Raw genomic sequence first — 12156 nt, 5'->3', positions numbered from 1 at the left:
TCCATTAATTGCGCACTTTTCTGGCGACCCGTGGTCTACCCCCTCTTTTGCCGCCTGCAAACCTTTGCAGGCGTTTACGTCGCGAAGCACGATTCCGGGCCAAAAACCTTGGGCTTGTGTAGGATGAGCAGCGCATACCAAGACGCTGCCAGTCACAGGGAGATCCACATGCGCGTCCTGTCATCCGTTGCTGCCTTGTCGCTGGGCCTGTTCGTCACGACCGGGAGCCTGGCCGCCACTGGCGAAGAGGCGCAGCTGATCGAATCGATCAACGCCTACCGCAGCCAGGCCCAGCCCTGTGGCGGCGAGGCATCGCTGGAGTTGCCACCGCTCAGCAGCGACACCCGCCTGGCCCTGTCGCCGGAGGGTACCCGCGACCTGCAGCAGGCCATGACCCGCGCTGCCTACCCCATGGTCAATGTCCAGGCCATCAGCCTGTCCGGCCCACGCGACGCCCGCGCCGCGATGCACGCCATCGAAGAGAGCTTCTGCCAGGTGGTGCTCGACCCGCAGTTCGTCGATATCGGCGTCAGCCAGGAGGGCCGCGATTGGCGCATCGTCCTGGCCCGCCCGTTGCTGAGCGGTCGCCTGGGCGATTGGCAGGCCGAGGGGCAGAAGCTGATGCAAGCCATCAATACCGCGCGCAAGGCACCGCGCCAATGTGGTGGGCAGCCGTTCGCGGCAGCCCCGGCACTGAGTTGGAGCACTGCCCTGGCGGGCGTGGCGGCCAGTCATACGCGGGCGATGGCCAACCAGAACTTTTTCGATCACATCGACCACGACGGCCGCACGCCGGGTGATCGTGCGGAGCTGGCCGGCTACCTGTACCAGCAGATCGGCGAGAACATCGCCGCCGGGCGTGACACTGCGCAGAAAGTGGTGGATGGCTGGCTGGCAAGCCCCGGGCATTGCGCCACACTGATGAACCCCGACTTCCGCGAGATGGGCGCAGCCTATGCCGTGGACCCGAAGAGCGATGCCGGGATCTACTGGACGGGGCTGTTCGGTACGCCGCAATAAGACAGCGACGCGATCCCTGTAGGAGCCGGCTTGCCGGCGATGAGGCCCGTTTTGCCTACCCAGGCCTCATCGCCGGCAAGCCGGCTCCCACAAGTTCTCCCACAGCTTCTCTCGCAGGTTTTCCCACAGCTTCTGTAAACGCCTTGACCCTGGCTCGCTCACACAGCGGTTCTGCGCAACGCCAGCGCTGTGCAGCCAAAGCGCCGCCGCACGCATCGTCCCAGGTAACTGGCATCGCCCAGCCCCACCTCATCGGCGATCTGCCCGAGGCTGTGGCTGGAATTGAGCAAACGCCAGCGCGCCTGCTGCAGGCGCAACTCCTGCCACCAGGCTTTGGCACTCATGCCATGGCTGGCCTGGAACTGACGGTCCAGCTGCCGCCGGCTGATGCCCAGCTCGACCGCCAGCTGCTCGATAGAAAGCCGCGCCGCCAGATGGTGACGCATCAACGCCAGGGCGCGCTGCACCTGGCGCCCCTGCCCTGCCCCGGCTTCCAGCGAGCGCAGGGCATGGCGGCTGTCGCGGGACTCGTCCACCAGCATGTCGGCCAGCCCCTTGAGCGCACGTGCGCGCCCACAGCCGTGTGACAGCAACTCCACCGCCAGGTCGATGGCGGCCGTACCGCCGGCGCAGGTGATACGCCCCCTGTCGATGCAGTACAACTGCTCACGCAGCACGTTCAGGTGCGGGAAGCTTGCCCGGAACTCGGCTTCATGGCGCCAGTGCACCACCACCTTGTGCCCGTCCAGCAAACCGCAGGCCGCCATCAGGAACGCGGCATTGTCGATGCCGACCAGCTTCACGCCAGCTCGGGTCGCACGCTTGAGCAGGCTGTTGTAGTGCGGCGCCAGGCTCGCCGTGGCCTCGGCATTGCGGCTGCCGAACAGCACCAGGTAGTCGTAGTCCGCCAGCCGCTGTTCGCCGATGGCCTCCACCTGGAGCACCGCCCCGCTGCTCGACGCCACGGGCTCGCCCGTCAGGCTGCCCAGCGTCCAGCTGCAATAACGCTGGCGGCTGTAGTCTTCATCGTCGGCACTGAAGCGCAACTTGTCGAGAAAGGCGCCAAAGGGCAACAGCGCAAATTCGGGCAACGGCACGATGAGCAGGCGGATATCAGGCGACATGGCAAAGCGTCCAAAAAGTACCATCAAATGACCAGATGATACCCTTCGATGCCCTGGTCGTCCCTTAGACTCATCTGCATTGCAACTCGAAGGCACTTCACATGGCACTGAACACCTGGTTGATCTATCTGCTCGCTAGCATCGGCCTGTCGCTGACGCCAGGCCCCAACAGCTTGCTGGCCCTGACCCATGGCGCACTCTACGGCGCGCGTCGCACCTTGTTCACGATCGTGGGCGGGGTGTTCGGCTTCAGCGCGTTGATCGCCTTGGCCATGTTCGGCCTGAGCGCCTTGTTGCAGACCTCGGCGTCCGTGCTGACCGTGCTCAAATGGGTAGGCGGGGCTTACCTGTTGTGGCTGGGCATCCAGCTCTGGCGCAGCCCTGCCCTGCAGCTGGAGCACAGCCAGCGCGCCGCCCGCCTGGGTAATGTCGGCCTGTTCCGCCAAGGGTTGTTGTCGGCCATCGCCAACCCCAAGGTGCTGTTGTTCTATGGCGCCTTCCTGCCGCAATTCATCGACCCGCAACGTGGGTTGCTGCTGCAGTTCGTGGTGATGGCGGCGACCTTCGCCAGCGTGGAGTTCATGGTCGAGTACCTGCTGGCACGGCTGGCGTTCCGTGTTCGGCCTTGGCTGACCAAGGGCGGCAAGGGCTTCAACCGTTGCTGCGGCAGCCTGTTCGCGTTGATTGGCGTTGCTCTGCCGCTCAGCCGATAGGGCTTTGCAGGGCGGCAAGAAGCCCGGGCCGCGTCCATAGTGAACGCAACGCGTCATGGTGAGACCGGCAATGATCCCGACCAACCTGCTGGCCCTTGTGCCCGCCTGCGACCCCGCTCAAGCCGAGCGCGTCGATCAACTTCTGCGGCGGCCCGGCGTGCGCATCGAACGCATCGTTTCCTGCGGGCAGGCCAGTGCGCCGGGCTTCTGGTACGACCAGGAAGAAAGTGAATGGATCCTGCTGCTCACGGGTCGCGCCGGCTTGCACCTGGAGCACGAGCACTGGACACGGCTGCTGGTGCCAGGCGATTGCCTCGATATTCCCGCCCATTGCCGGCATCGGGTGGAGTGGACCTCAACAGCCGAAACCACGCTTTGGCTCGCCATTTTCTACCGCTGAGCAATTCGCCAGAACAACGAATTTCAATCAATTTTCCCTCCTCGATCTAAACTTTTAGCCACGACTTGGCAAGTTTCACCCTGCGACAATCAGCCTCATGAGATTTTGTACTAACTTGTTAATTAGCTTGCTAAGGGCTTAAACTGCGCGCATTCCACCTGCTGAGATCCCTGGCATGAACGAAACACCGCGCGCCTCTGGCGCCACAAAAATCATCCTGGTCGGCTTGGGCGTGATCATCGCCCTGCTCGGCCTGCTGCTCGTGGCTGGCGGCGTCAAGCTCGCCGGCCTGGGCGGTTCCTGGTACTTCCTGGTCGGCGGGCTGGCCATGGCCATCGCCGGCGTGCTCATCGCTCGCTGCAAGAAGGCCGGTGCCTGGCTGTACGCTGCATTTCTGGTCGGCACCGCGCTATGGGCACTGGTCGACGCCGGACTGGTGTTCTGGCCACTGTTCTCGCGCCTGTTCATGTTCGGTGCGATCGGCATGGTGGTGGCGCTGGTCTACCCACTGCTTGCCCGCGCCAATGGCGGCAACACCGGCCGAGGTGCCTACGGCATCGCAGGCGTGCTGGCCGTGGTGCTGGTGATCGCTGCCGGCAACATGTTCGTCGCGCACCCAAGCGTCGCCCCTACCGGCAATGGCCCGGGCATGACCCCGGTGGAAGCCGGCAAGGCGCAGAAGGACTGGGCCCACTACGGCAACACCGAAGGCGGCAGCCGCTTCGCCGCACTTGACCAGATCAACCGCGACAACGTCGACAAGCTCAAGGTGGCCTGGACCTACCACACTGGCGATGTCGCCATCAGCGACGGCAACGGTGCCGAAGACCAGCTGACCCCGTTGCAGGTCGGCAACAAGGTGTTCATCTGCACCCCGCACAACAACCTCATCGCCCTCGACGCCGACACTGGCAAGGAGCTGTGGAAGAACGCGATCAACGCCCAGTCCAAGGTCTGGCAGCGCTGCCGCGGCATGGCCTACTTCGACGCCACGGCCGCGATCGCCCAGCCGACCCAGCCGAACAGTTCGCCGATCACCGTCGCCAGCGTGCCGGCCGGTGCCAACTGCCAGCGTCGGCTGCTGACCAACACCATCGACGGCCGCCTGATCGCAGTCGACGCCGACACCGGCGCGTTCTGCCAAGGCTTCGGCAACAACGGCCAGGTCAACCTGATGGCAGGCCTGGGTAACGTGCCGGACTCTTACTACCAGCTGTCCTCGGCACCGCTGATGGCCGGCACCACCGTGGTGGTGGGCGGGCGTGTCGCCGACAACGTCCAGACCGACATGCCTGGCGGTGTGATCCGTGGTTTCGACGTGATCACCGGTGAAATGCGCTGGGCCTTCGACCCGGGCAACCCGGAAGATCGCCAGGCCCCCCAGGGCGACAGCACCTACGTGCGCAGCACCCCCAACAGCTGGGCACCGATGTCCTACGACCCGGCGATGAACACCCTGTTCCTGCCCATGGGCTCGTCGTCCACCGACATCTACGGCGTCGAACGCAGCAAGCTGGATCACACCTACGGCGCATCGGTGCTGGCCCTGGATGCCACCACCGGCAACCAGAAGTGGGTGTTCCAGACCGTGCACAACGACCTGTGGGACTTCGACCTGCCGATGCAGCCGAGCCTGATCGACTTCACCAAGGACGACGGCAACAGCGTGCCTGCCGTGGTGATCAGCACCAAGGCCGGGCAGATCTACGTGCTCGACCGCGCCACCGGCAAGCCGCTGACCCAGGTCGATGAAGTCCCGGTCAAGCCAAGCAACATCCCCAACGAGCCCTATTCCCCGACCCAGCCCAAATCGGTGGGCATGCCGCAAATCGGCGCGCAGACCCTGACCGAATCGGACATGTGGGGCGCCACGCCTTATGACCAGTTGCTGTGCCGCATCGACTTCAAGAAAATGCGCTACGACGGCCTGTACACCGCGCCGGGTACCGACCTGTCGCTGAGCTTCCCGGGATCGCTGGGTGGCATGAACTGGGGCAGCATCTCCACCGACCCGGTGCACGGCTTCATCTTCGTCAACGACATGCGCCTGGGCCTGTGGATCCAGATGATCCCGTCGCAGAACAAGGGCCAGGCCACCTCCGGTGGCGAGGCGCTGAACACCGGCATGGGCGCCGTGCCGCTCAAGGGCACCCCGTATGCGGTGAACAAGAACCGCTTCCTGTCGGTGGCCGGCATCCCGTGCCAGGCGCCACCATTCGGCACCCTCACCGCCATCGACATGAAGACCCGCCAGGTCGCCTGGCAGGTGCCGGTCGGTACCGTGGAAGACACAGGCCCCCTGGGCATCCGCATGCACCTGCCGATCAAGATCGGCCTGCCGACCCTGGGCGGCACCCTGTCGACCCAAGGTGGCTTGATCTTCATTGCCGGTACCCAGGACTTCTACCTGCGCGCCTACGACAGCAGCAACGGCAACGAAGTCTGGAAAGCCCGCCTACCGGTAGGTAGCCAGGGTGGCCCGATGACCTATGTTTCGCCCAAGACCGGCAAGCAGTATGTGGTCGTCACCGCCGGTGGTGCCCGTCAGTCGACCGACCGTGGCGACTATGTAATGGCCTACGCCTTGCCGTAAATCGCGTCGCTCTTATCGCCGGCAAGCCGGCTCCCACCAGGTCTTGTTTACAACCTGTGGGAGCCGGCTTGCCGGCGATGAGGCCCTAAACGTTCAATCGAGACCCCGCAATGCCATCCGCTTTTCGCACTATTGCTCCCCTGCTGTTGGCCCTGGCCAGCACCACCGCCCTGGCCGAGGGCGACCTGATGACCCGCAACACGATGACCGGCGACTGGGGCGGCCTGCGTCACCAGCTCGAAGATGACGGCATCAGGTTCACCGGCGACTACAGCGGTGAAACCGCCTACAACGCCCACGGTGGACTGCACCGCTCCGCCCGTTATTCGCAGAACCTCAAGCTCGGCGTGCAGTTCGACCTGTCGAAACTGTACGGCCTGGACAACGGCGGCAAGGTCCAGCTGACCCTCAACGACCGCCGCGGCAACAGCGCCTCGGAAGACCTGGTGGGCAACCGCCTGCCGATCCAGGAAAACTACGGTGGCCTGTACACCCGCCTGACCGAGCTCAGCTACGAGCGCACCCTGTTCACCCCGGCGCTCGACGTCAAGCTCGGCTACATGGCCATGGGCAACGACCTCGGCGGCCTGGACAGCGGCATCCTGTGCAACTTCATGAACGCCGGCTTCTGCGGCCACCCGCTGAACATGTCCGGTGGCAGCGGCTGGACCAACTACCCCAACGCCCACCTCGGCGTACGGGTCAAATACGACCTGTCGCCCGCCTGGCAGTTGCGCGTGGCGGCGTTCAACGTCGACCCGCAAAGCAACGGCAACTCCAGCCGTGCCTGGCACCTGGGGCCCAAGCACACCACCGGTACGGTGCTGCCGGTGGAGCTGGTGTACAAGCTGCAGGGCGAGCTGCCGGGTGAGTACAAGCTGGGTTACTACTACGACAGCTCCGACGTGAAGCGTATTGGCAGCGACGAGGACGTGTCCGGCCGTGGCGGCCACTATGTGCTGGTCGACCAGGCGGTGTGGAACGATGCCGGTTCGCCAGGCCGCAGTCTTCATGCCTTCGGCCAGTACTCGGCCTCGAGCGAGGCGGCATCGCCGTTCACCAAGTGGTATGGCGCAGGTGTCGTGCTGTACAAGCCGTTCGCAAGCCGACCGCGCGACACCCTGGCCCTGGGTTATGGCCGCGCCGTGCCCAACCCGCGCAGCCGGGATGTGCTGGAGGATGCCACCGCCAATGCCGGGCAACCGTTCCCCAACATCGACAGCGCCGAGCAGTTGATCGAACTGAGCTATGGCTACCAGGCCACGCCGTGGCTGAACCTGCGGCCGGATGTGCAGTACATCATCGAGCCGGGGGCCTTCTCCGGCAAAGACATCGACAATGCGCTGGTGGTCGGGTTGCAGGTCAAGGCGACCTTCTGAATCCTTGGGGCCGCTTTGCGGCGTTGATACAGTAGTCAGACATCTGAAGCGGATCGCTCGCTAGTCAATCGCAAGACGTTGGCACCTCCAATTTGAGCCTGACTATGAGGCTCGGAGGTGCCTCCAAAACCAGAAGCGCTTCAATTCGTGGTTCTGCCAGTTCGGAATCCGGTTGTCCCTGACCTTGGCAAACCGCCGCGCATTGAAGTCCAGGCGATTCCCGGCCGGGTCGTAACGAAATTCCTCGCTGCCTACCAGTGAGCCGGTATCCCGGCTGCGCAACCGGCCATTGGCTTCGTAGTCGTACTTGATCTCCCCGCGCAGCTTGTCGAGCGTACGGGTCAACTCACCTGCCGGGTCGTACTGGTATCGCCGGTGGATCGGGTTGTAGGCATGCTCCACCAGCAACGATGTGTGGATCCCGGCGTTGTGCACCTGGGAGAGTTTGTCGGCGGGTAAGGTCGACGCGAACTGCCAGGCCTTGCGCCCCATGGCGTCATAGCCGAAGCAACTGGTGAGCTTGCCCTGGGTCCGGTACACCTCGCGGTGCAGGTCATCGCGCTCGATATCGCTGATCACCTGGCCATCCAGGTTCAGCTGGTGCAGGTGGCCGCTGCCGTAGTACAGGTGGTTGAGCTTGCGCCCGTCCGGCAGGGTGAGGGTGGTCAGATTGCTCAGCAAGTCATACTCGTAGGCCAGGACATCGTCGGTGGTGATTTCCTGCGTCAGCCGGCCGAGCAGGTCGTAGCGGTATCCCAGCGTTTCTTCGCTGATGCCGAGTTGCTTGCCGATGCCGCTTGGTTTGCGCTGGATGCTCAGCAGGCGATCCGCGTCGTCGTAGTCGAATGCCTGATGCGCATCGCGGGTGATCTTGGCGGCTGGCGATGATGCGGTTGTCCTCGTTGTACTGGATCTGCAACTCGCGGCCCAGCGCATCCGTGGCCCAGCTGGTTCGGGCAGCCGTGTCATAGCGAAACTGGTAATGCTCGCCATCGCTGGTCGAGTGTTCGACCACGCGCCGCTGGCCCTCGATCTCATCCCACCGGTACTCGCAGATCAGGCCCAGGGCATTGCTGTGGCGGTCCATCAGGCCATCGTCGTAGCCGAAGGTGCGGGAGGTATCGCCGTTGCGGTTGGTGACGTGGACCAGTTGGCCTGCGCTGTCGTAGCGATACTGCACGAGGGTTTCCACGGCAGCATCGTCAACGATGCGCTTGACCGAGGTCAGGCGGCCGAAAGGGGCCTCGTAGTGCAGGTGCAGGCGGATCCCACCAGGTGCGCTGATGTCGGTGAGGCAACCGTCGGCATTGCGGGTGAGGTGCAGGTAATGGCCCAGAGCGTTTTCCAGGCGCTGCAGGGGCACTTCACGGTTGTCGTTGGGCACTTCGCCGAAATAGAAGAACAGGTTGTCGAGGGTCTGCAGGATGTAGTGCCCACCGATAGTGCGGACCAGCGTCAGTTGTTCGTGCGGGTTGTAAATGCGCTCACCCGGCTCGACATCGACGAAAGGAACGCTGCGGCCCTGGTTGTCGTTCAGGTACACGAAGCAGCCGTTGCGGCGCAGGCTCTGTTCCCAGGGCAATGTCCAGCCACGCCCCAGCACGCTGCCGGTGTCCAGGTCACTGGCATAGAACCGTGACCATTCGATGGGCATGAGGCCGGGGATGACGAAATCGGCTTCGTCCGTGAGGACCTTGCGCCCGCAGGTAAGGTCCACCGGGTTGCCGAGCAGCCCGCCCAAGGCGCGCTCCACGGCGGGGCCGATGATGAACGAGGCGGCGGCGACCATGGCCAAACCGGCCACGGCACCCGCCAGGAACCCGGTCAGCGCCGATGTGTGCTCGATATCGTCGCCCCAGCGTGCTGCTTCGAACATGGCACCTACTCCTGGGCAGCTGCGGGGGCGCAGGTGATGTTGGCGACCATCGCATCGAAGGTGATCAACCAGCTGGCCAACGCCTCCTGGTCGGGGTCGACGATCGTGGAGAGGGTGAGCGCCTGTGCTTCCTGGCCGGGACTTCCGGGGACCAGCAGCATCACGGCCTGGCAGTGCCGGGCCTCATCGGCGTTGCAGAAGCGGTAATCCAGGCGCAACGCGTCGTGACCGGCGAAGCTGCAGGCCTGCTTGCGGATGAGGGTGATTTCGGTGTGACGCTGGCGTGCCTCTGCCAGGTGCTGTTCGAGCTCCCGATCGAGTGTCTGCCCCTGTGCAAGGGGGCTGCGCTGCGTGTGCAGGGTGACCTGATGCTGCCCGACCTGAAGTGTCGTGGTGCAATCGCGCAGCTCGAACCCTGGCGGCATGACCAGGCGCAAGCCGGCAAGGGTCAGTTCGTTGCGCTCGGGTACCAGTGGCAGCGGTCTGGCACGTTCTGCCAGCTTTGCGGCTTGCAAGGCCGCTTCGGCGGCGGCGTCACGTTCGGCCTGTTCCCTGGCTGCTTTTTCAGCGGCTTCACGCCTTTCTGAAAGGCGGTCGTAGATGCTTGTTCTTCTGATCATGGCCGGCCGCCTTGCTCGACAGAGGCGAGGCGGCCATGTGCTGCAATGCGCATGGCAAAGGTATCTCCCTGACAATGTGGCCAGCCCGCCAGTGCGGTGCTCCGTGCTCTGGCCTTGGACCGCGCAGAGTTAATACCCGGGGAAAAAGCGCTGTCAATGTGCTGCACCCCACTGAAACCAAGGCTTCCAGCCGTACGGGGTGATGGCTAATTGCTTTATCGAGGACGACCCAAAGGGCCTCAGGATATGGCCGAGCCCTTGCCCCGACGGGTCTGCAGATGCGCATGAGAAGACCCGTCAGGCATGGGATCGAGGGGGTATGACAGCGTTGTAAGCATTTGTGGCGACGGATAAGTTTCAGACGTTTCCATAGGAACATTTACCGGGTAGCCGCATTTCAGCGGCCACAACCTTCAGCCCTGCTTGAGGTAATCCACCAGCCTCAGCAGCATCGCATCACACCCTTGCAACTGTTCGACGCTGACGAACTCATCCGGCTTGTGCCCCTGGTCCATGCTGCCCGGCCCGCACACCACCGTCGGGATGCCGGCCTGCTCGAACAGCCCCCCTTCGGTACCGAACGCCACCGTGCCGAAATCCTCCGAACCGCTGAGCAACGCCACCAGGCGCGCCGCCTCGCTGTCCGCCGATGTGGCCAGCCCCGGATAGGCACTCAAGGGCGCCAGGCGAATCGCACTGGCCGCACTGACCTTGCGCATGCGCGGCAGCAACTCGGCCTCGGCATAGGTCTGCAGCTGGTCGGCCACGGCCTGGGCCTCGAACCCCGGCAAGGCGCGCACCTCGAAGTCGAACGCGCATTCCTCGGGCACGATGTTCAACGCCCTGCCGCCGTTGATCACACCGGTCTGCACGGTCGAGAACGGCGGATCAAAACGTGAGTCATGGTGCTCGGGTAATGCCAGGGCATCACCGATCTCGCCCAGCTTGCCGATCAGCTTCGCCGCGTACTCGATGGCATTGACCCCATAAGGCGCATACGCCGAATGGCACGCAGCGCCCTGCACCTGGCAGCGCATGGCCAGCTTGCCCTTGTGCCCGAGTACCGGTTTGAGCTCGGTGGGCTCGCCGATCAGGCACAAGCGCGGCTTGTGTGGCCGCTGTTGCAGTGCCGCCAGCATCGAGCGCACGCCCAGGCAGCCGACCTCCTCGTCATAGGAAAACGCCAGGTGCACCGGCATGCGCAGCGGTTGCGCGAGAAACGCCGGCACAGCGGCCAGCACCGAGGCGATGAAGCCCTTCATGTCGGCCGTGCCGCGACCATACAAACGCCCTTCGCGTTCGGTCAGGGCAAACGGCTCGACGGTCCAGGCCTGGCCATCGACGGGCACCACGTCAGTGTGCCCGGACAACACCACACCACCCACATCCTTGGGCCCGATGGTGGCGAACAGGTTGGCCTTGGTACCCTCGGGATTGAGGAACAGTTCACTGTCCACCCCAAGCCCGGCCAGGTAGTCGCGCACGAAGCCGATCAGTTGCAGGTTGGAATCGCGGCTGACCGTGGCAAAACCGACCAGCCGCGCCAACAAGGCACGGCTGCTGAACTCACTCATCGCCAGGCACCCCGTAGCTCGGTGCGGTCGTCGGGTCCAGGGCGCGGGTGACATAGTCCTGCATCTGCGGGCGATACGCCTGCCACAAGCCGTCGAGCACACCGATCGGGTCTTCGTCGGCCCAGTCCACCCGCAGGTCAACCAGCGGCCAGGTCAGCTCGCCGGCGATTTTCAGCGCCGCCGAGTGCACCGGGCCCGCCTCGCCACCGGCGGCCATCGCCGCATGCATGGCCGCCAGCAGGCGATCGGCCAGGTGGCCACCGGCCTGTTCGAAGGCCTGCACCATGGCCTCGATCACTTGCATCGAAGACAGCAAGTTGCCGGCCGCCGCGCATTGCTCTCCGGCTACCGCATTGTGCACGCCCAGGGCTTCCTTGCCGGTGAACAGCGCAACCTGGCCTTGGCTGTCGATGACCGTGACCTGGCGATACTCGCTCCAGCCGTTGGCGCTGAGCACCCGGTCCAGCGCCGCGGCAGGCGGCAACTGGCCCTGCTCTAGGGCATCGAGGATCTGCGGCCCCAGCGCAGGCAAGGTGATGTTCTGCGTGGCGACGGCGCCGACACCGGCACGCACCCACGGACAGCGTGCGCCAACGGCGATGCTCGACGAGCTGATGGCGATACCGACCTGGCCGGTTTCCTGGCAGCGTCCGATGATGGAGAAGGTCATGTGAAGACTCCTGTTGTCCTGTGCGATTGCAGGCAATCTGAACAGAACCCTCCCGTGCGCGAAACGACCTTTTTCCTGTGCCTTGAACAGGAAAAAACTAAGCCCGGAAACGCCCGTGCAAAACACTGGAAAAACACCGCAAACCCTAGTTGCAGGCCTTGCCTTTCAAGGCCTTCGTCGTTTTATC

9 protein-coding genes and 1 pseudogene are annotated in these 12156 nt (G+C 64.2%); 5 read left to right on the top strand and 5 right to left on the bottom strand.

Going from position 1 to position 12156, the window contains the following annotated elements; translation table 11 throughout:
• The first annotated feature begins 168 nt into the window (after window positions 1-168).
• Entirely contained in the window at window positions 169-1020 is an 852-nt protein-coding gene (locus tag PPL01S_RS09345) for a CAP domain-containing protein (protein ID WP_016394985.1), read from the top strand.
• A gap of 158 nt (window positions 1021-1178) precedes the next feature.
• Here PPL01S_RS09345 and PPL01S_RS09340 read toward each other — a convergent pair whose 3' ends face one another.
• The gene (locus tag PPL01S_RS09340; protein ID WP_016394986.1) at window positions 1179-2144 is read right to left on the bottom strand and encodes a GlxA family transcriptional regulator; all 966 of its coding nucleotides are present in this window, start codon (window positions 2142-2144) and stop codon (window positions 1179-1181) included.
• Window positions 2145-2245: 101 nt separating this feature from the next.
• Between PPL01S_RS09340 and PPL01S_RS09335 the strand changes: the two genes are divergently transcribed.
• The 4 genes from PPL01S_RS09335 (at window position 2246) to PPL01S_RS09320 (ending at window position 7229) form a co-directional block, all read left to right on the top strand.
• Window positions 2246-2857 carry a LysE family translocator gene (locus PPL01S_RS09335; RefSeq protein ID WP_016394987.1) on the top strand — a complete coding sequence of 204 codons (612 nt, stop codon included), beginning with the start codon at window positions 2246-2248 and terminating at the stop codon, window positions 2855-2857.
• A 70-nt stretch (window positions 2858-2927) separates the two neighbouring features.
• The gene (locus PPL01S_RS09330) at window positions 2928-3257 is read left to right on the top strand and encodes a cupin domain-containing protein (protein WP_028624871.1); all 330 of its coding nucleotides are present in this window, start codon (window positions 2928-2930) and stop codon (window positions 3255-3257) included.
• A 175-nt stretch (window positions 3258-3432) separates the two neighbouring features.
• A complete protein-coding gene (locus tag PPL01S_RS09325; protein ID WP_028624872.1) occupies window positions 3433-5850 on the top strand; it encodes a glucose/quinate/shikimate family membrane-bound PQQ-dependent dehydrogenase in 2418 nt (805 codons plus the stop codon).
• Window positions 5851-5960: 110 nt separating this feature from the next.
• Entirely contained in the window at window positions 5961-7229 is a 1269-nt protein-coding gene (locus PPL01S_RS09320) for a carbohydrate porin (RefSeq protein ID WP_016394990.1), read from the top strand.
• Between the two features lie 138 nt (window positions 7230-7367).
• On the opposite strand, the pseudogene PPL01S_RS09315 reads toward PPL01S_RS09320, so the two are convergent.
• From PPL01S_RS09315 to PPL01S_RS09300, 4 genes and pseudogenes are all read right to left on the bottom strand, one after another.
• Window positions 7368-9105 (bottom strand): annotated as a pseudogene (locus PPL01S_RS09315) (DUF6531 domain-containing protein); the annotation flags it as partial.
• A gap of 5 nt (window positions 9106-9110) precedes the next feature.
• A complete protein-coding gene (locus tag PPL01S_RS09310) occupies window positions 9111-9725 on the bottom strand; it encodes a DcrB-related protein (RefSeq protein WP_016394991.1) in 615 nt (204 codons plus the stop codon).
• A 413-nt stretch (window positions 9726-10138) separates the two neighbouring features.
• Entirely contained in the window at window positions 10139-11299 is a 1161-nt protein-coding gene (gene argE, locus PPL01S_RS09305) for an acetylornithine deacetylase (protein WP_016394992.1), read from the bottom strand.
• Window positions 11292-11969 (bottom strand): DUF1028 domain-containing protein, encoded by a 678-nt coding sequence (locus PPL01S_RS09300; RefSeq protein ID WP_016394993.1) that lies wholly within the window; start codon window positions 11967-11969, stop codon window positions 11292-11294. Before PPL01S_RS09300 ends, argE begins: the two co-directional genes overlap by 8 nt.
• Window positions 11970-12156 lie beyond the last annotated feature (187 nt).

Source organism: Pseudomonas plecoglossicida NBRC 103162 = DSM 15088 (assembly GCF_000730665.1).
Classification (GTDB): Bacteria; Pseudomonadota; Gammaproteobacteria; order Pseudomonadales; family Pseudomonadaceae; genus Aquipseudomonas; species Aquipseudomonas plecoglossicida.
Note: the sequence above shows the minus strand (reverse complement) of the source record. Positions and strands in the feature narration are given on the sequence as shown.

Coding starts and splice junctions, on each gene's coding strand:
- PPL01S_RS09345 (WP_016394985.1), top strand. CDS start 169: ATGCGCGTCCTGTCATCCGTTGCTGCCTTGTCGCTGGGCCTGTTCGTC.
- PPL01S_RS09340 (WP_016394986.1), bottom strand. CDS start 2,144: ATGTCGCCTGATATCCGCCTGCTCATCGTGCCGTTGCCCGAATTTGCG.
- PPL01S_RS09335 (WP_016394987.1), top strand. CDS start 2,246: ATGGCACTGAACACCTGGTTGATCTATCTGCTCGCTAGCATCGGCCTG.
- PPL01S_RS09330 (WP_028624871.1), top strand. CDS start 2,928: ATGATCCCGACCAACCTGCTGGCCCTTGTGCCCGCCTGCGACCCCGCT.
- PPL01S_RS09325 (WP_028624872.1), top strand. CDS start 3,433: ATGAACGAAACACCGCGCGCCTCTGGCGCCACAAAAATCATCCTGGTC.
- PPL01S_RS09320 (WP_016394990.1), top strand. CDS start 5,961: ATGCCATCCGCTTTTCGCACTATTGCTCCCCTGCTGTTGGCCCTGGCC.
- PPL01S_RS09310 (WP_016394991.1), bottom strand. CDS start 9,725: ATGATCAGAAGAACAAGCATCTACGACCGCCTTTCAGAAAGGCGTGAA.
- argE (WP_016394992.1), bottom strand. CDS start 11,299: ATGAGTGAGTTCAGCAGCCGTGCCTTGTTGGCGCGGCTGGTCGGTTTT.
- PPL01S_RS09300 (WP_016394993.1), bottom strand. CDS start 11,969: ATGACCTTCTCCATCATCGGACGCTGCCAGGAAACCGGCCAGGTCGGT.